A 19,220-nucleotide genomic window follows, 5' to 3' on the forward strand; every position below is an offset into this window, starting at 1 on the left:
ACAGGCGTCAAGCGAGCTGCAGGCATTGGGCTTCATACAATAATATGAGACGGGACAGAGGGGGATGGAGTCAGATCTCCCTCTGTATATTGCGAAAGGCGGGAGAAGTATGGAGCAAATCGAATATAAAGCTGTATTGGACGTCGAAGCGGAATACGATGTGATCGTCTTCGGGGGCGGAGCCGCAGGATGCGCCGCCGCCATACAGGCAGCGCGGGAAGGCGCACGGACGGCCTTGATCGAGAAGAACGGCATTCTCGGCGGAACGACCGTAGTCGCGTCCGTCAACTTTCCCGGCTTGTTTCACACTCGGCTGGGCCGTCAGGTGATTGCCGGTATTGGCTGGGAGATTATCGAAGCAACCGTTGCACGGGGCGGCGCCGTTCTTCCTGACTTCTCCATTCCCTATAAGCCGAAGCATCACCCCCAGCATCATATTCTGGTAAACCGGTTTATCTACAGCACCGTGTTGGATGATTTATGCCTGGAAGCGGGCGTACAGCTGCGATTCCATGAAATGCCGGTTCATGTGAGGCAGGATGCGGATGGAGTAATCGTCGTCGTAGCGGGCAAGAGCGGACCAGAGGCGTTAAGAGCGAAGGTCGTCGTCGATGCGACCGGCGATGCCAATGTGGCGGAAATGATGGCCTATCCGCTGGAACAATCGACCAGCCGTCAACCGGGTACGCTGATCTATCATTTGACAGGATATGATCTGAATCACGTCACGCCTAGCGTACTGCAGGCGCTCTATGATGAGGCGCTTGCAGCGGGGGACGTATTGGTGACCGATCACTCCCATGCGGATCGGGAGCATCCGCCGTTCTGGAGAGAGCTGCGCAGCGGGGGCGGCAACCATCATCATATTACAGGCATCGACGGCTCTACCTCCCGCACGAAGACGGAGGCGGAGTTGAAGGCGAGGGCGGCCTTGATGAGGGCGTATCGTTTTCTGCGCACTGTGCCCGGATGCGAGAATTTGTCAGTCGATTATGTGGCGAGCGAATGCGGCATCCGCGATACGAAGCGCATCGTAGGCCAGACGCGTATCACGGGGGAAGCGTATAAGACGGGCTATGTCTGGAACGATGCCGTATGCTACAGCTATTATCCGATTGATATCCATCAACATAACGGGAATGCGATCGATATCCGCCCGCTGGAGGACGGCGTGGTTGCGACGATTCCATACGGTGCGCTCATTCCGCAAGGAAGTGACCGCTTGATTATGGCTGGCCGCTCCATATCTGGCGACGACGAAGCCAATTCCGCATACCGGGTACAGGCTTCATGCTCGGCTACGGGACAAGTGGCAGGTGTGGCGGCCGTTATGGCAGCCAAGATGAACATACCCGTCGGTCACGTAGATATTGACGTCTTGCGCGAGAAGCTTGAAGCGAATGGCGCAATCGTTCCGCGACAGTGATTTAGAAGCGGCAGTCGCAGCCGATGCGAATGAATTCCGCTAATGCGTGGGAGCGCGCTATTTGGCGATGTACAATAATGCACCTTATTATAAACTTCCGTTTGCATATCTAACGACAAAAGAACCTCCGCCCGCGACTATTGCAGGTGGAGGTCTTTTGAGCAGAGATATCTATTTTAAAGTAGCATTTAAATAATGTTTTCATTGAATATAAGTTGTAATTAAACTAAAATAAGTTGTGGATTAAGGTGTAATGAAATCGCTTTTAGAAAGAGCGGGTGAGCGAAGACATGTCGAAGGTTTCCATGGGGGAACTGCTGCGGGATGCTTCCAGGCGAGGATATGCTGTTCCATGTTTCAATGCAATCAATCTTGATATGATTCGAGGCATCATTCAAGCAGCTGAGGAGGAACGATCACCGGTTATTCTATGCCACGCCGAAATTCATTTTAAGTATACACCGCTGGAGCAGATTGCTCCGGTCATGGTGGACGCGATGAACCAGGCTAAGGTGCCAGTCAGCATCCTGCTTGACCACGGGAAGAGCTTCCCGGCGGTTATGAAAGCGATGCATCTGGGGTTCAATGCGATTATGTTCGACGGTTCGGAGTATGCATATGAGGATAATGTCCGAAGAACGTCGGAAGTCGTGAAGATCGCTAAGGCACTGGATGTTTCCGTAGAAGGCGAGCTCGGCTATGTTACCCGGCCTAAGAGCGGTGGTGCGGAAGGGGAAGACGACGATTCCATTACGGATGATACGACGCTGTACACCGACCCAGAGCAGGCTTCTGAATTTGTCGAGCGGACAGGGATTGATGCGTTGGCGGCAGCGTTCGGTACGGTTCACGGCGTCTACTTGAAGAAGCCGGTGCTGGACCTGAAGCGCCTCGCCCAAATTAGCCGCACAGCCGGGGTTCCGATCGTCATGCACGGCGGCTCGGGGCTTTCAGACGAGGATTTCCACCGTTCCATCGATCAAGGCGTCGCCAAGATCAATTATTATACGGGGATGGCTTTGAAGGTGATGGACAAGGCGAAGGAACGGATGATTCAAAATGAGAAGAAGCTGTTCTATCATGATTTCATGATGAATGTCATTCTTGATTTCCAGGAAGACGCACAAGGAATTATGCGTACTTTCCGGAGCAGCGGCAAAGCGTAGTGTTCGCTTCACAGACGAAGCGAGTTTTGTTGCGATGATTAGAATGAAGGTTATGCTCCACAAAACGAAGCATATGCTTACGAAGCAAGTTTTGTTGCGATGATTAGAATATATGTTATGCTCCACAAAACTTTTAGGAGGTCTTATCATGCTTCAAACTAAACCCTACGTATTCTGGTTCGTGGCTGGCAGCCAAGGCTTATATGGCGAAGAAGCGCTGGAGCAGGTTGAACGCAATGCGAAGGAAATCGTGGCTGGACTCGATCAGGATGAAGCGGTTACATACCCGATCGTCTGGAAATCCGTCGTATCGTCGACGGAAGCGATCCATCGTGTCTGTCAGGATGCGAATGCAGATCCGCTATGTGCGGGCGTCATTGCTTGGATGCATACCTTCTCACCGGCGAAAATGTGGATTCCCGGCTTAAAGCAGCTGCAGAAGCCGCTCCTTCATTTTCACACCCAATTCAATGTTGAAATCCCTTGGGACAGCATCGATATGGATTTCATGAATCTTAACCAAGCCGCCCATGGAGATCGGGAGTTTGGATATATCGGGGCCCGCCTCGGAATTGCCCGCAAAATCATCGCCGGTCATTGGAAAGATGGGAAGGCCCGTGAGAGAATTGGCTCCTGGATGAAGACCGCCGCAGGCTGCACGGAGAGCCAAACGATCAAAATCGCCCGCTTCGGCGACAATATGCGCTATGTGGCTGTAACGGAAGGCGATAAAGTGGAAGGTCAGATCCGGTTCGGCTGGTCAGTCAATGGGTATTCCATTGGCGATTTAGCAGAGCGCGTGCAAGCGGTTTCAGAGGGTCAAGTTCGGGAGCTTATGGATGAATATGAGGATCTGTATGACTTTACGCCGGAAGGGCGTGCCGAAGGCCAAGAAAGGGATGCCATTCGCGAGCAAGCCAAGATCGAAATCGGCCTCAAGGCGTTCTTGCAGGAGGGCGGTTACAGCGCCTTCGTTACCAGCTTTCAGGCTTTGCATGGCTTGAAGCAGCTTCCGGGGCTGGCAGCCCAGCGATTGATGGGAGCCGGTTACGGCTTCGGGGCGGAAGGTGACTGGAAAACCGCCGCGCTCGTTCGTATGATGAAGGTGATGGCCGGCAATAAAGGGACTTCATTCATGGAAGATTATACGTATCATATGGAACAGGGTAATGCTATGGTGCTTGGATCCCACATGCTGGAGATCTGTCCGACCTTGACGGCAAGCAAACCGCGGATCGAAGTGCATCCGTTATTCATCGGCGGCAAGGAAGATCCGGCCCGTCTCATCTTTGACGGTATCGAAGGCAAAGCCATTAATGCGACGGTCGTGGACCTGGGCAACCGATTCCGTCTGATCGTTAACGAGGTAGAAGGGGTTCAGAACCCGCATCAGATGCCGAAGCTGCCTGTTGCACGCGTACTGTGGAAGCCGGAGCCGTCGCTGGAGAGCGCGGCAGAAGCGTGGATTACGGCGGGAGGCGCACACCACTTCGTCTATTCCCATCATGTCACAAGCGAGCAGATGGCCGACTGGGCCAAAATGGCTGGAATCGAATGTGTGATCATTAACAATGGAACGACGATTCAGAGCATAGAGAATGAGCTCCGATGGAATGATCTGTACTATCGCTTGAATGCCAGCAACTAAAAAATCGTATTCGAGCAGCATCACGCTATGTAACAAAAGCGATCCAAAACCGTAATGGTTTGGATCGCTTTTTGTTGATATCTTTATTCGGCTTTAGATCCGCTTTCTTTTGAAGAATACGATAAAAGTGATGGCAAGAGCCAAGACGACTAAAGAGCCCAGGACCATATAGGCTTCCTGTGTGTTGTCTTCCGTTACGGCGTTAACCTGGCCGTTCATGCCGCCTGGGAATCCGCCCATACCGCCGCCGCCCATACCGCCGCGACCGCCGAAGTCGCCGCCCATCCCGTCCGGACCTCCGCCCATGTCTTCCGGAGGAGCCATCCCGTTACCGCCGCCGAAATTGCCCTGTCCGTCCATTGGAGCCAGCCCGCCCCCTTGACCGTTTGGAGCTTGGCCATCAGGGGCAGCGTTTGGGCCGCCTGTACCGCCTTGAAGCTCTTGGCCATTACCTTGAGTGTTCGGCGCTTCTTGCGCACCTTGATTATTCGTCGGGGCGCTTCCGCCCTCAACGGCAGCAAGAACGATCGAGGCATCCTGTGCCGTGGATAACGACGTTTGTGTTGCCGTGCTGTTCGCCTTGCTTGGTCCATACGAATCAGGTTGTCCCTGAGAAGGAGTCCCGCCGCTAGGGGCGCCGCCATTCTGCTGGGCAGGTGCATTTCCGCTCGGAGTGTCACCGTTCTGCTGAGCGGGAGCATCTCCGTTATGAGTGCCACCGTTCTGCTGAGCAGGGGCATCTCCGCTCGGAGTTGCACCGTTCTGCTGGGCAGGTGCATTTCCGCTTGGAGTGGCACCGTTCTGCTGGGCAGGAGCATCTCCGCTTGGAGCAGCGTCCCCGGCTGCGTTCCCGTTCCTGTCCCTTCCACCGCCGCGATTACCACCCATGAACCCGTCCATCCCGCCGCCGCTGCCGCTTCCGTCGCCGGAGATTGCGATTTTTCCATCGAGCTGCTGCGTATAGGTATCCACATTGCTCGCGTTTAACGATACCAACGATTGTACGCCGGACTTATATTCATCATAAGTGTAGAACGATGAAGGATCGTCCTCGACATAGGTGCTGATCAAATCCGACACCTGCAGTACGCGTGCAGAGAACGTCTCATTGGCAAGATAACCTTCCAGTACATCCCGTATCATGCTGTGGTACTTATCTTTATAGTCCTCAACCGCCAGCAGCTTGGCGATCAACGGCCTGTCGGCAACGGCACCCTGGGTCGGCTCGTCAATGAGCAGCGAGGATTTGCCCAGACCGCCGAAGGCCATGTTATAGTCCCACGGTAGAATGTTGAAGATTCCATCGTCCTCGTACAAATAATAATTTTGTTTATTTTGCCCCAAATAGCTGTCCGTGTTTACGGTTAACACATTGAGGGCCACATATTGAAGCGCCTCCGTAACATCCAGCACCGTCTCATAATCGCTGCCGTTGTTCAGCTCGTCGAGCATCTCGATCAGTCGGTCGCTGTCTGAGGATTTGGACTTCCGGACAAGCGAGGAGTAGGAATCGATGTTATCGTCGATCCACTTCAAGTCATTGCCGCCGCTGCCCATCATTTCCGCTTTATACAGCTCACCGGTCGAATTGCCGAAATTCGCTTCGAGATAGGAATCCCCAATTTGTTCGACCGCCAGGTAGAACCCCCACAGCTTGCCGTTTACGTAGACATTGACATAAGAGAAGCCTGGCGTCGGCAAGCCCATCTCCGAAGCCAGCTCATAGGTCAGGAATTCCCTCATATAGCTCGCGTCGCTGTAGTTGTTGTTCAGGTTGATTTTACTGATGCCGTACAGGGTCTGATTGTCCAAATATTCGTCAAAGGACAGCTTAAAGCTGTAGCGGTCGGAATCGGTCATGCTGACAACGCTTCGCAAGCTAAGATTGCCTTTAGTCCGAATGCCCACATTATTGTATTGAATCCCGTTATATTCGACGGTCGCCGATTTCATGACTTCTTGCGAAGCATTGTCGATCATGTCCTGGAACTCATCCGCGTCAATTGTTATCTTCACGTCAATAACTTTATCCTTGGGAAAAACCTGCTCCGCGATCAATGCCGCGTTCTCTTCCGTTGAAGTGGCGGCTTGTCCGGGCTTGCTGTCTTCCTTCGCCACAATCTGGCCGGTTATTCCGATCAGTACAATAGCGGCACAGACTAATGCGATGATCGGCAAGGAATACTTTCTTCTTCGTTTCATATCACCACCGCCCGTTATTGAGATACATAGTCGCCGCTGTAGCTAATCAGCACGGCGCTCTTCACGCCGTCTAGATTCGTAAGTTCATTCACGAAGCGAGGCTCGTTGGTGCCCAGACGGAGTTCAACCGTCATCTCGATATTGTCCATCGTGACTGTTTTTTGCTTCACATTAAAGCGTTTGACCAGCTGGGTCAGCTTCTCGTTGATCGCTTTCTCGCTTGCGTCTCCGTCACAGTTGATTACGAGCAGGTACGGCGTCTCGAACGAAGCATTTTTAATGAAAATAAATAATACGAGTCCAATGACGACGGAGCCGATAATCGCAAGCGTATAAAAGCCTGCGCCGGTTACGATGCCTACTGTTGCAGCCCAGAACAGAAAGATCAAATCCGTCGGATCTTTGATCGGCGTTCTGAAACGGACAATACTGAGCGCCCCGACCATCCCGAGTGACAGCACAAGATTCGAATTAATCGCGATGATGACCATAGCTGTAATTAACGTCATACCGATTAAGGAAACATTGAAGCTTTTCGAATACAAGACACCGCTGAAAATCCGCTTATATAAGAAGTAAATAAACAAGCCGATGAGAAATGCGATCGCTAGCGTTAATAAAATCTTTGAAATACTGATGTCGGAATTGAAGTTTTGCAGAACGGAGTTTTTGATGATATCGGAAAAGCTGTTCTTCGTTTGTTCGGTTGTCGCAGTCGCAGCCGCAGCTGCGGCTGCCGTGGTTGTATCGGCCATCTTATTGGTCCTCCCAAGAGTTGAATTTAAGCCATTTTCGGCATATGACGTATTTGGAATTTGATTGTCGAACGAGTCCGTTAGCTTGAATAGCCGTCCGGATATAATCTGGAAGGAATTCATCGTACTTGACTTCGAACACAATGAAGTTATTGTCAAAAGCATGAATCGTGTTAAGCTTCGAATTGAAAATATCCGTCGCGTTTAAGCCCGTCTTCAAGTTTTTATCGAATGTGATCCTCACATTACCCGCAGCGGACACATATGCTTCGCGAACGTAATCGACAATGACCTTGGGTCTTAGCATCTGCTTGGTCGTTTGCTGATACATCTCGTACAGCAGCGGTTTTCGAGGGTCGTTCAGAACCTCGTAATTTCCAGCCAGAATCGCATCGGCCACCTCCCGGCTAAGCGTAGCTTTCACCTTGGTAATATAATCGTTATACTTGATTTTCTTCTCCAGATGGATGACTCTGTCGGAGAAATTATAAATGCGGATGCGGTATTTCTCGCGATCACGGATTCCGCCGAGCTTCTCATGGATCGCCTTGTTGTCGATGTCATCGAAGTATAGGCTGCGAATATGATATTGCCCGCTGGAATCGGCGTTCTTATCCGGTGCCAGCAATCTTTTCAGCTGCTGGCGAATAATGTGATATTGATGATGGTTGACGTAATATTTTAACTCGTGACGATATTTCAGATTTGGATTCAATTTCATGCACCTCGCTTTCTGTCCGTACCGTGATTTACAATTGCTTTACATTCACTTTACAATCCGAACCTAATATTAAGCTGAAAACAAACTGAATGTTCGCTGAATGTTGATAGCGGTGTTGACGAAACGGCCGATTCACGGCAAGCTTGTGAAAGTTGGATACAGAGGCGGGAGGTAAGATCAAGTGATACGTAATTATGGATACTGGCTGTTAGCGATACTTCTTGTACTGGTTGCCATCGGATTAATATGGGTGGAGCTGAGCCAGAAGGTCGCCCGGTCACCGGTCGAACCGCAGTCTTTGGTGACGACCTTCAAAGGCGATCCCAAAACGAGCAGAGCCTTTACTTGGCATACCGGTGACACGAAGGGCAAAGCCGTTCTGCAGGTGGTCAAAGGGACCTCCGAGATTTCATTTGAGGGAGATGAAGTCCTTGTTTTCCAAGGCTCGACGACGACCCTTGAGGTAGACAAAGGTATCTTTCATAGCGTGCACAAAGTAGAAGCCAGCGGGCTGGAGCCTGGCACCACATATATGTACCGAGCAGGAGACGGCAGCGGCGAGGGCTGGAGTGAACCGGCCGCCTTCAAGACCGAAGCGCAGAATACCGGTTCGTTTACTTTCATTAACGTGACGGATTCGCAGGGAATTAAGGAGCAGGATTTTGATTTGTGGGGGAAGACGCTTAACAAAGCCTTCGACATATTCCCGGAAGCGGCATTTATTGTACATAATGGCGACCTAACCGAATATCCAGAGGATGAAGAGGCGTGGAGGCATTTTTTTGATAAGGCGCGTCCTTGGGTCAGGTCCTATCCGCTCATGCCGGTGACCGGCAACCATGAGCAGGTTGACAAGAATGCGGACCGGTTCGTCTCCCACTTCGACTTGCCGGCTAACGGATCGGCCAGTTCCATAACCGGGACATCTTATTCGTTTGATTACGGACCCGTGCACGTCGTCGTATTGAATACGGAATCGAAGGCGAAGGATCAGGCGCAGTGGCTGCGCAGCGATTTGGAAGCAAGCGACAAAAAATGGATCATAGCGGCCATTCACCGACCGGCGTATGGAGGAAGCCAGGATGAATCCGTGCTGAAGAGATGGGTGCCGGTATTCGATGAATTCGGCGTGGATCTCGTGCTGCAGGGCCACAATCACGAGTATTCAAGATCGTATCCGCTAAAGGAGGGGAAGATCGTCGAATCCGGGGGCACGGTCTATGCGACCGTTAATACTTCTGGCCCGAAGTTCAATGAGAAGAAGGATGATCAGTACTACCACCAGGTTCACTTTCAGAATATAAACCAAATGTTCGCGGGAATTCATATCGAAGAGGACAGGTTGACCTACAAGGCCTACGATGTCGATGGGAAACTGCTGGATGAGTTTATATTGAAGCATTGAATGATCTTGTAGCATTGAATGATCTTGTAACATTGGATGGCAGGTATTTACTTTACGCTGGCAGTTTAACTTATTTTAGTTTAAAATTGATTTAATTAAAGGTTGTGCTTGCACCAAAGAAGGAGCTGGATCATGTCGGCAACATTAAAAGATATTGCAAAGAAGGCGGGCGTATCGGTCACAACGGTCTCGCGCGTCGTCAATCATCAGGATACGAGCATATGCAGTGAAGAAACGCAAAGCTTGATATGGAAATTGGTCAAAGAGGTCGGCTACAATCCCAAAAAGAAAAATCGTCCCCATCAGGATAGTGAAACGGAGCTTCGGATTGGCTACGTTCTTGGAAGCTCGACGGAGCAGCACCATGATCCTTACTATTCACAAGTGTTGAGAGGGATTGAGCATGAAGCGCTGCTATCGGGTGTGCATATTCCGTTCGGATGCTTTACCCCTGATTTATATCAACCAGAGGTGTTCGAACGGATTTTAGAAGAGTCAAAGGTCGGAGCGGTTATCTATATGTCCTATTCGCCCTTACTGGAGGTATTACGGGGCAGAAGAGATATTCACACGATATTGGCGGGAATCGAGCTGGAGGGGGCACTGCCCGGCTCGGATTACGTCGGGGTTGATCTCTATGGCGAGTCAAGAAAGTGGATCATGGACAAGCTTATGCATACCTTCGAGCATGTGGGTTATATCGGGTATGAGGCAACCGTCCGCTATCAAGCTTATAAGGATGCTCATAAATTGATGGAACGCCCGATCAACCCGGGTTACTCCATCTTTGCCAAGGATTGGAGCACAGACGCAGCTAAATTGGCTGTAACAGCTTTCTTGGAAGGCGGTGGGAAGCTGCCGCAAGCATTCTTCTGCGCAAGCGATATTCAGGCGATCGGCGGAATGCTCGCTTTGAGACAGCATAACATTCGTGTGCCGGAAGACGTGCAGGTGCTGGGCTTCGACAACGTGGAGATGAGCAGCTATGTCTCGCCCCCCCTCTCGACGATCGATGTGCCTAAATTCAATATTGGGCGTTCAGCTGTGAAGATGGCGATTGAGCGCATTCGCGGTGAACGGGATTATCCCATTAATGTAACGATGCCTACTGCTTATGTTCAACGCGAGTCGTTAAAATAAGCAACCTTAGAGGAAAGTATTTGAAGGACAGCTGAGGCTGTTCTTTTTTGTATGGAGATTGAGGGACAGACTATTGCTTGCAGATGGATATTGACGGAAATGCAGGTTCAAGGTACGATATGTGTAACCGATTACGTAAACGATTACATAGGGTTTATGACTGGAGTGAACGAAGGTTGTCCAAAGCAACAATAAAGAAAGTCGCGGCTGAAGCGGATGTTTCTACAGCGACGGTGTCTAGAGTGATTAATGATAGCGGTTATGTCAGTCCCGAAGTCAGAGAACGCGTATTCCATGCCATCGCCAAGCTGAATTATCAGCCCAGCGCGATAGCCAGAAGCTTGAAGCAGGATAAGACGTTCATGATCGGCATCATCGTCCCGGACATATCCAATCCTTATTTTATGGGGATTTCAAGAGGGATCGAGGATATCGTCGGCCAGGACGGATTCCAGCTGATGTTCTGCAGCTCGGATGAGAATTCCGATAAGGAGTCCCGTTTGCTGCAGCTGCTCTATGAGAAACGCGTGGATGCGATCGTGCTGGCAACCTCGGGAGGCAACGGTGAAACGATCCATAAGCTGGCGAATAGCGGGCAGCCGATCGTTCTGATCGACCGTAAGCTCGAGGGACAATGGGATGCTAGGCCGCTGGATTTGGTTGCGGAAGACAATGCACAGGGCGCCTACCTGCTGACGAAGCAGCTGCTGGAAGACGGGCATACCCGAATCGGTGTCGTGAACGGACCTGCACGGGCTAGTACCGGACGAGAACGTTACGACGGTGTGCGTAAGGCGATGAAGGAGCACGGGCTTGATCGTGACCCGCTTCTATACAATGGCGATTTCTCCACAGAGGGAGGAATTCGCGCAGTCGGCCAGTTTCTGAAAGAGAAGTCGCCGCCATCGGCGATCATTTCGCTCAACAACAAGATGAGCCTTGGCGTCCTTCTGGAATTGGTGAACAGGGGTCTTCGAATTCCAGACGATGTGGCAGTCGCGTCGTTCGGTGAAGTCGAGGCGGGGAATTTGCTCAAGCATCCCGGGCTCTATTATATCGACCAGAATCCGTATGACATGGGGAAGAAAGCCGGGGAAATCCTGCTGAAGCGGATTCGCAAGGAAGAGCAGGCATGCATGGTCCATATTTACCGCAATGAAATCAAGCGTATTCCATGAGGAATGGAATTCGTATTTCTAATCGGAGAGGATGTTTCTTCAAATGAACGTTCAAGTGGGAAATCGGCTTCAAGGCAGTCTTCCGAAAATAGGTATCCGTCCTATCATTGACGGCCGCAGGGGCGGCATCCGTGAATCGCTCGAAGAGGGTACCATGGAAATGGCAAAGAATGCAGCCGCTTTCCTGACGGGGCAGCTTCGCCATAGTAACGGACTTCCCGTGGAATGCGTTATTGCCGATACTTGTATCGGCGGCGTAGCTGAAGCGGCACAGGCGGAGGAGAAGTTCGCCCGGGCAGGCGTAGGCCTCACGATATCCGTTACCCCATCCTGGTGTTATCCGACTGAAACAATGGATGTGCATCCGACTAGACCGAAAGCGATATGGGGCTTTAACGGTACGGAGCGTCCGGGTGCTGTGTACCTGGCAGCTGCCCTGGGCGCTCATAATCAGAAGGGGCTCCCGGCCTTCTCTATTTATGGTCGTGATGTTCAAGATATCGGGGATACGGAAATTACTCCTGATGTGAAGGAGAAGCTATTGCAGTTCGCGAAGGCGGGATTGGCAGTTGCGACTATGCAGGGCAAATCCTATTTGTCGATGGGCTCGGTATCGATGGGCATCGCAGGCTGTATCGTGGATGAAACCTTCTTCCAGCATTATTTGGGCATCCGCAATGAATATGTGGATATGACGGAATTCGTCCGCCGGATGGAGCTCGGTATATACGATCAAGCCGAATTCGAGAAAGCTTTACGGTGGACGAAGGAGAATTGCAAGGAAGGCGCTGAGGTAAACCCCGAGCATCTCCGCCGCACGGAGGAGCAGAAGACAGGAGACTGGGAAGTCGTCGTGAAGATGGCGCTCATTGCACGTGATCTCATGGTTGGCAATCCGAAATTGGGCGAAATCGGCTATGGCGAAGAGGCTTTTGGCCACAATGCGATCGCTGCCGGTTTCCAAGGGCAGCGCGCATGGACGGACTTTTTCCCGAATGGGGATTTCATGGAAGCCATACTGACCTCATCGTTTGACTGGAACGGGATCCGCGAGCCTTTCATGCTGGCAACGGAGAACGACACGTTGAACGGCATTACGATGCTGCTGGGTCACCTGCTTACCGATGCAGCCCAAATTTTCGCTGATGTTCGCACCTATTGGAGTCCGGAAGCGGTCAAGCGGGTAACAGGACATCAGCTTGCGGACAAAGCAGCTAACGGCATTATCCATCTGATCAATTCCGGTCCGGCGGCGCTTGACGCTACAGGAAGACAGACCATTGACGGCCAGCCGGCAATGAAACCATTCTGGGATATTACAGAAGATGAGGTACAGGCATGTCTGGATGCTACAGCATGGTGTCCGGCCGTCGATTTCTTCCGGGGAGGCGGATTTTCCACCGATTTCACGACGCGTGAAGGAATGCCGGTCACAATGGCCCGCATTAACTTGGTCGCCGGGCTTGGACCTGTTCTGCAGATCGCGGAGGGGTATACGGTCGAACTGCCCGATGACGTGCACGATAAACTCGATCAGCGCAGCAATCCGACTTGGCCAACGACCTGGTTCGTGCCGAATTTGACTGGAGAAGGATTGTTCAAGGATGTGTATACGGTTATGAACAACTGGGGCTCCAATCATGCAGCCGTAAGCTACGGCCATATTGGCGGCGATTTGATCACCCTGGCTTCCATGCTTCGTATTCCTGTCTGCATGCACAATGTGCCGGAGGAGCGGGTATTCCGCCCGAGCGCTTGGACCGCCTTTGGCGGTATGGATCCGGTTGGGGCGGACTTCCGGGCATGCCAGTCGTTCGGTCCCTTATACCGCTAAGAGAATAAAGCCATGCAGCCGAGCGGTTAGCTCGGCTCAAGTAAACGCAGGTCCTGCGCTTGAAGCAGCGCTTGTGTTCACGAAGAAACGCCGAGCCTCCCATAGATTCGGTTCAAATAGACAGGCAGCCGTGTCCTTGAATTTCTTCAAGGACCGTGATGTGGTACCGTCATGGGCAGCAGATCGCCTGACTATCGCGCTATCGCAAGGCTTGATCGCAGGCGGTGCTGCAGACCGTATTCGTCCTCAGGCTTCTGTTTCTCGTGCTGAAGCAGGTGTGCTGCTCATGCGGGTGTTAAACGCGATTCGCCCATAATGATATGACTATATTTCCCATATAGGCAGGAGCTAATTGCCGAGTGTCGTATTATTAAGGGGACGGCCTTCTACGGCCAGCATTCGTATAAGGGGGACTATCCATGTCTAACCAGATTCGCGTCGGACTCATCGGAGCCAGTTGGTTTGCTGATTTGTGGTTTTTACCCGTTCTCTCTAAACATCCCGGAGTTACCGTTGCAGCCATATGCAGCAGAAACGGTACCAATGCCAGCCGCATGGCGGAGAAGTATGGCATACCAGCCATATACACCTCGGCTGTTGATATGATGGACGCCGAACAGCTCGATGGGGTTTGCATCATCACACCGAACGATACGCATTTTCCTCTATCCATGGAAGCAATAGGACGGGGAATCCATGTATTATGCGAGAAACCGTTGGCCTTGGACGGCAGTCAGTCTCAAATCATGAGGATGGAAGCGGAACGGAAGGGGATTGTTCACGCGGTCAATTTCTCCGTAAGAGAGCATCCGGGTGTTCAATACTTGCGTGATGCTGTCAAAGAAGGAAGACTCGGAAGCCTATTGGAGGGCCGCTTCGAATATACCGGGGATTATGCGCTATCAGGATCACCGGGCTGGAGAGGCTCTGTTCGTGAAGGCGGAACCGGCGGCGTCCTTCAGGATCTGGGCTCACATATCATTGACTTGGCCCAATATATTACAGGCGACCCGGTAGCAGCCGTGCAGTCTTCGGTTCGTTGTCTGGAAGAAGGGCGTCTGGTCGACTTCGCAGATCGGACCAACCCGGATCAAGCCGCAGATACAATTATGTTCCAGGCCGACTTTAACAGCGGCTGGCATGGCGTCTTCCATACGAGCTGGATTCGGCCGCAGGGCAATGGCGGCCAGACCATTACGCTGGAGCTGTTCGGCACGGGCGGCGGTCTCAAGCTGAGTATAGAGGGCTATGGATATAAGCTTCTGTCAGCGGATGCGGGAGGAACGTGGGAGTTTATTTCACTGCCGGCGCTGTATGATTGGGATCTTGCTTCCGATCCGGGCGAGGACCGTTTCCGGCCTTATCGGAATACGGAGAAGAATGAAGCGTGGAAATGGGCGAATGCCGTATTGGCAGCCAAGTTCGGTGGGGACGATCCGCTTCCGGAGCTTCCGGACTTCAAGGATGCCGACCGTGTCCAGCATGTGATCGACGCGGTGATGCAATCGGCCCAGAACAAACGGAAAGTCGAAGTCCAAGAGGTACTGGTTCGATAAAACATTCATGGAGCCTCCTAATTAGGGGGCTCTGTGGCGTGCAGCGGATGAATAGTGAGGAGAGGGACGCGATTGACCACGGTTCAACGTATTCTAGGCCTGTGTATTCTGCTGGCAGGTTCGCTGATCGGGCTCGCCTCCGGTAATTATTACGTGCTGGTGATGGCGATTACCTGCGGATTCGTGTTGATGTCGCTGTCTAAGCTCATCGATATGAATAGAGACAATAACCATAGACTGCTTGGGATGCCTCTAACGACAAGTCAAATCAATCAAATTAAAAGCCGTTCGCCGCACTATCAGATCGAGTCTCCGATATTCGATATCTATCCTCAACAAAACCCGGTCTACCCGTTCATGATGCTCGATAATGAGCGTTATATTAGAGCTAAAGTGTTCTACAACTACTTATCCCAAGAAGGATACTGCTATACATTCGAACTCCCTGGCCATGAATCCATTGCACTTCACTGCTCGACGTTCTATTACTCCGGGGTGGAGCTCTTTGAACACGAGGATCAGGTTTTTGTGAAAATATCTAGTTTACCTGTAAAGCTGACGATTCTTAATCGTAAAATCATTATGGAGTAAGGAAGAGCGCACCGCTTCACCTAATCCCGCTTAATGGCACGCAGGCAAACATATTCGTAAGAAAGAGGAGTGATAGCAATGGAAATCGGAGTCATTCATTCGCTTCATATCGACCAGCCGGGCAGTATGTTCAGTGCCGTCAGCGAATTCGATATGCATGTATGTCAGCTTAGCTGCTGGGACCTCAATCTGGCCACGAGGGAGGCTGCGGCTAAGGTTGTGAAGGAAGCGCAAGAAGCGAAGGTGCGTATTTGCGCGGTTTGGGCGGGGGTCCCCGGTCCTGCCAGCTGGAACTTCACGGAGGGCCCCATTACGTTAGGGCTTGTTCCAGAGGCTTATCGCGCGGAACGCGTAGAGGCTCTGAAGCGCTGGGCGGACTTTGCGGAGTGGATTGGAGCACCTGCCATCATAACACATTGCGGATTTATTCCCGAGAACATGACCGATCCCGGCTATGCGGACGTTGTAGAAGCCATCCGCGAGGTAGCCGTCTATTGCGAGAGCAAGAAGCTGGGCTTCTGGTTCGAGACGGGTCAAGAAACGCCTATCGTCCTGCTGCGCACGATTGAACGGATCGGGACCTCCAATCTTGGCATCAATCTGGATCCGGCTAACTTGATTCTGTACGGAAAAGGCAATCCGATTGATTCGCTTGAAGTCATTGGGAGCTATGTACGCAACGTTCATGTCAAGGATGGCTTCTATCCGACAAACGGAGATACTCTGGGTCTGGAAGTCAGAGCGGGAGAGGGCAAGGTCGACTTCCCGAATTTCATCGCCAAATTGAAGCAAATCGGCTTCGATGGCGATTTGATCATCGAACGCGAAATATCCGGGCAAGAGCAGAAGGACGATATAAGGCGAACGGTCGTGGATTTACAAACCTGGCTGCAAGCCTAGTGCGAAACGGGACGGTCTCATGTCTGGAATGACTTGAGACCGTCCCGTTATGTTGAGCTGACATCGACATCGATGTCACTGGTCCATCCGCACATGCTGCTAGCCGCTTACCGTAAAGGCTGCGAGTGCCCAAGGGTATTCGGGGTCCTCCAATGTGCCGTCCTTGTAGGTGGATATGAGTGCCCAGCGGTCTTTGCCCGATGTGTTCGAGAAAGAGGAATGGAACAACAGATCATGGAATATAATGGCGTCTCCCTTAGCTGCGTGCAGATCGGCCACTTGGGACTCCTTAATTTCTTCCTGCCCAAGCCGGTTACCGAACCCCATCCCATCCGAAGCATCTCCGCCATGGCGTACGGCTCCGAGCAGATGGGAGCCGGGTACAACACGCAAGCATCCGTTCTCGGGAGTGGCATCATCCAAAGCGATCCATACCGAAAATTTATGGCTGCCTTCCCAGTACGGATAATCTTGGTGCCAAGGTGATCCAAAATCGGTCGAGGCATTCTTGAATACGATCTTATCGCTGAGAAAGATGACGGAATCCCCGATGACTTCCTTTAACGCGGCTGCCAATTCGGGCTTGGCGGCAGCTGCTTTGAACATGGAGCTCGCTATCGACATTCCCACGTAGACCCCTACTTTATCCGCCCCCTTGTCAGCTAGAACAGCACGGGCCTCTTCTTTGAGCAATCGAACCTCATCCTCTGAAAAAAGCTGCGGCAGCACAACATATCCCTGCCGATCAAATTGTTCCTTTAACGTGTCCTCCATACGGGTGGACCTCCTTCTTCCATGCGAGGAAGTTTATAATGGGCATTCAACAATCGACCGATACCGAGAAACTAGGAGCAGTTGATTAACTTCAGCTGCTCCAGACGTTTGAGCGGATGTCCTTGGGCGGCCGTCCTTTGTAGGCTCTAACCATGCGGGCGAAATGGTAGGATGTCTTAAAGCCGCATCGTTCGGCAATCTCTCCGACGGCCAGTCCGGTCGTACGGAGCAGCTCGACACCCCGCTCTACGCGATATCGCCATAGATACTGCGTAGGAGTCATCTCTTCATATTTGCGAAACAGACGAATAAGATGCCCCGGCGATACGTTTGCGTTGGCCGCCAGATCAGCCAGCGCGAGCTCGTCGTGATAACGCTCCTGAATAAGCGATTTTACTTGAGGGATGGCCGGATGAACGGCGGAGTCGATTGCGCCGCTGCGGCACTCGGCAGCATACAGCTGGAATGCGCCAAGCGCCAACGTGTTTCGCACTTTATTGCCGCCTTGAATGCCCTGCTTCTGCAATCCGACCATAATATCAAGCAGCTGGTTCAGCTGCTCCGAAATCGGAAGCGACTCGGGCAGCCCCTCCAATACATCGAGCTCCTCCGCCTCGATACGGTACGTGAACACGGTGATCCAGCGGTGCCAGGTTTCTTCTTTCTCATCGAAGGCGATATACACCTGGTGCCCAGGCAGAATGAGAAACACATGGCCGGGCTGCAGCTGCTTCGCAATACCGTCAATCTCGATGTGCATGGATCCGCTGTGCAGAAGCACGAGCTGCAGCTCGCTCTGCATTCTCGGTCCGTACGTGCAGCCGGGCGCATTCACAATCGTACCCGCATAGCATTCTAGCGCCTCGAATGACAAGAAATTTTTCTCACCGTCTGCCGGCATCCTCTAGTCCCCCAATCCCGACTCGGTACTCTAAAAGTAGCGTAGTTTGGATGATTGTGAAATGCATAAGAAACGCTTCTTTGTGTCTGAAATGAGCAATTGCTTAATGATTCTCGCAGCGCCCATCGTTTTCCTGTTAACGTCACGATTGTATGCCGTTTGACATACGCTATTGGAGCTAGCTCCACACCTTCGATTGGGAGTTGAAGAGATGTCAGGCGGATCAAACAAGCAGACTGGAGAAGGTTCCAGAATTGATATTTTTATTCCGGCGATTGAGAAGGATCTAGGGACCCTGCCCTATGTGATCGATAGTGCGAAGAAACATGTTCAGCACCCGATCGGCCGAATTTATGTGGTATCGCCGGACAGCGCCAGAATCAAGAGCGTTTGCCGGCGCAAAGGCTGTACCTTTGTCAATGAAAGATCGCTGCTTCCAATTACGAAGGCGGACATCCATTACCGATCCAAGAAGTGGGATCGTTCGGGGTGGCTTTACCAGCAGCTGTTGAAGCTTGGCGGCGATAAATTAGGCAGCCAGAAGCACTATTTGGTTATGGATGCGGATACGGTGCTCATTCGCCCGCATACGTTCAAATCCGGGGGCAAGCCTGTGTTTTACTGCCGGAAGTGGAGCCAGCCGGAATACTTTAGAACGTACAGTAAGCTGATGGGGAAGAAGAAGACGGCAGCCTCTTCATTCGTGACGCATTATATGCTGTTCAATAAGGCGAAGGTCGCTCAATTGAAACAGAAGATTGCCGCGAAGCATGGCACCAGCTGGTATACCGCCATCATTCGCAGCATTGACAAAACGAAGCAGTTCGGCTTCTCCGAATATGAGACTTATGGAAATTACATCCATTCCATCCAGCCGGGGCAGCTCGTGATAAGAAGTGCCATGAATAAAAGCCTGTCCATGAATGCATCGCAGGTGTCCTCCGCACGGATGAAAGAGCTTGCCAAGAAATATCGTTCGATCTCGTTCCATAAGCGAAAATGTTATGTGCGGTAATGCTGCGG

General features: G+C 51.8%; 17 protein-coding genes. 12 read left to right on the top strand and 5 right to left on the bottom strand.

Annotated features, from left to right (window positions below; all coding sequences use genetic code 11):
* Positions 1 to 109: 109 nt before the first annotated feature.
* The 3 genes from NNL21_RS18665 (at position 110) to araA (ending at position 4,240) form a co-directional block, all read left to right on the top strand.
* Positions 110 to 1,426, top strand: coding sequence for an FAD-dependent oxidoreductase (locus tag NNL21_RS18665; protein ID WP_204818725.1), 1,317 nt, complete (start codon positions 110 to 112; stop codon positions 1,424 to 1,426).
* A gap of 290 nt (positions 1,427 to 1,716) precedes the next feature.
* Positions 1,717 to 2,592 (top strand): class II fructose-bisphosphate aldolase, encoded by an 876-nt coding sequence (locus NNL21_RS18670; RefSeq protein ID WP_204818726.1) that lies wholly within the window; start codon positions 1,717 to 1,719, stop codon positions 2,590 to 2,592.
* Between the two features lie 148 nt (positions 2,593 to 2,740).
* Complete coding sequence (araA, locus tag NNL21_RS18675; RefSeq protein WP_204818727.1) at positions 2,741 to 4,240, top strand: L-arabinose isomerase; 1,500 nt, start codon at positions 2,741 to 2,743, stop codon at positions 4,238 to 4,240.
* Positions 4,241 to 4,333: 93 nt separating this feature from the next.
* Here the strand turns inward: araA and NNL21_RS18680 are convergent, their stop codons facing one another.
* The 3 genes from NNL21_RS18680 to NNL21_RS18690 are packed head-to-tail and all read right to left on the bottom strand — an operon-like array spanning position 4,334 to position 7,912.
* Complete coding sequence (locus tag NNL21_RS18680; protein WP_204818728.1) at positions 4,334 to 6,442, bottom strand: CotH kinase family protein; 2,109 nt, start codon at positions 6,440 to 6,442, stop codon at positions 4,334 to 4,336.
* 14 nt (positions 6,443 to 6,456) lie between these two features.
* On the bottom strand, positions 6,457 to 7,197 hold the full coding sequence (locus NNL21_RS18685) for an MgtC/SapB family protein (protein WP_204818729.1): 741 nt from the start codon (positions 7,195 to 7,197) through the stop codon (positions 6,457 to 6,459).
* A 1-nt stretch (position 7,198) separates the two neighbouring features.
* Positions 7,199 to 7,912 (bottom strand): polyphosphate polymerase domain-containing protein, encoded by a 714-nt coding sequence (locus NNL21_RS18690; protein WP_204819091.1) that lies wholly within the window; start codon positions 7,910 to 7,912, stop codon positions 7,199 to 7,201.
* Between the two features lie 187 nt (positions 7,913 to 8,099).
* Between NNL21_RS18690 and NNL21_RS18695 the strand changes: the two genes are divergently transcribed.
* The 8 genes from NNL21_RS18695 to NNL21_RS18730 all read left to right on the top strand — a co-directional run bounded on the left by NNL21_RS18695 (position 8,100) and on the right by NNL21_RS18730 (position 16,522).
* Positions 8,100 to 9,323: a purple acid phosphatase family protein gene (locus NNL21_RS18695; RefSeq protein WP_204818730.1), complete on the top strand. Its 1,224-nt coding sequence runs from the start codon at positions 8,100 to 8,102 to the stop codon at positions 9,321 to 9,323.
* A gap of 132 nt (positions 9,324 to 9,455) precedes the next feature.
* Positions 9,456 to 10,463, top strand: coding sequence for a LacI family DNA-binding transcriptional regulator (locus NNL21_RS18700; RefSeq protein ID WP_204818731.1), 1,008 nt, complete (start codon positions 9,456 to 9,458; stop codon positions 10,461 to 10,463).
* Positions 10,464 to 10,639: 176 nt separating this feature from the next.
* On the top strand, positions 10,640 to 11,641 hold the full coding sequence (locus tag NNL21_RS18705) for a LacI family DNA-binding transcriptional regulator (protein WP_204818732.1): 1,002 nt from the start codon (positions 10,640 to 10,642) through the stop codon (positions 11,639 to 11,641).
* A 43-nt stretch (positions 11,642 to 11,684) separates the two neighbouring features.
* Positions 11,685 to 13,475, top strand: coding sequence for an L-fucose isomerase (locus NNL21_RS18710; RefSeq protein ID WP_256555325.1), 1,791 nt, complete (start codon positions 11,685 to 11,687; stop codon positions 13,473 to 13,475).
* 73 nt (positions 13,476 to 13,548) lie between these two features.
* Complete coding sequence (locus tag NNL21_RS36555; protein WP_204818734.1) at positions 13,549 to 13,791, top strand: S-layer homology domain-containing protein; 243 nt, start codon at positions 13,549 to 13,551, stop codon at positions 13,789 to 13,791.
* Positions 13,792 to 13,894: 103 nt separating this feature from the next.
* Entirely contained in the window at positions 13,895 to 15,031 is a 1,137-nt protein-coding gene (locus tag NNL21_RS18720; protein WP_204818735.1) for a Gfo/Idh/MocA family protein, read from the top strand.
* Positions 15,032 to 15,103: 72 nt separating this feature from the next.
* On the top strand, positions 15,104 to 15,622 hold the full coding sequence (locus tag NNL21_RS18725) for a hypothetical protein (protein ID WP_204818736.1): 519 nt from the start codon (positions 15,104 to 15,106) through the stop codon (positions 15,620 to 15,622).
* Positions 15,623 to 15,700: 78 nt separating this feature from the next.
* The gene (locus tag NNL21_RS18730; RefSeq protein WP_204818737.1) at positions 15,701 to 16,522 is read left to right on the top strand and encodes a sugar phosphate isomerase/epimerase family protein; all 822 of its coding nucleotides are present in this window, start codon (positions 15,701 to 15,703) and stop codon (positions 16,520 to 16,522) included.
* Between the two features lie 99 nt (positions 16,523 to 16,621).
* On the opposite strand, the gene NNL21_RS18735 is transcribed toward NNL21_RS18730, so the two are convergent.
* Both NNL21_RS18735 and NNL21_RS18740 read right to left on the bottom strand, forming a co-directional pair.
* Complete coding sequence (locus NNL21_RS18735; protein WP_204818738.1) at positions 16,622 to 17,296, bottom strand: phytanoyl-CoA dioxygenase family protein; 675 nt, start codon at positions 17,294 to 17,296, stop codon at positions 16,622 to 16,624.
* Positions 17,297 to 17,387: 91 nt separating this feature from the next.
* The gene (locus NNL21_RS18740) at positions 17,388 to 18,197 is read right to left on the bottom strand and encodes an AraC family transcriptional regulator (protein WP_204818739.1); all 810 of its coding nucleotides are present in this window, start codon (positions 18,195 to 18,197) and stop codon (positions 17,388 to 17,390) included.
* 211 nt (positions 18,198 to 18,408) lie between these two features.
* On the opposite strand from NNL21_RS18740, the gene NNL21_RS18745 reads away from it, so the two are divergent.
* Positions 18,409 to 19,212, top strand: coding sequence for a DUF6492 family protein (locus NNL21_RS18745; protein ID WP_204818740.1), 804 nt, complete (start codon positions 18,409 to 18,411; stop codon positions 19,210 to 19,212).
* Positions 19,213 to 19,220 lie beyond the last annotated feature (8 nt).

The sequence above is a fragment of the Paenibacillus mendelii genome (assembly GCF_024498075.1).
Taxonomy (GTDB): Bacteria; Bacillota; Bacilli; order Paenibacillales; family Paenibacillaceae; genus Paenibacillus_Z; species Paenibacillus_Z mendelii.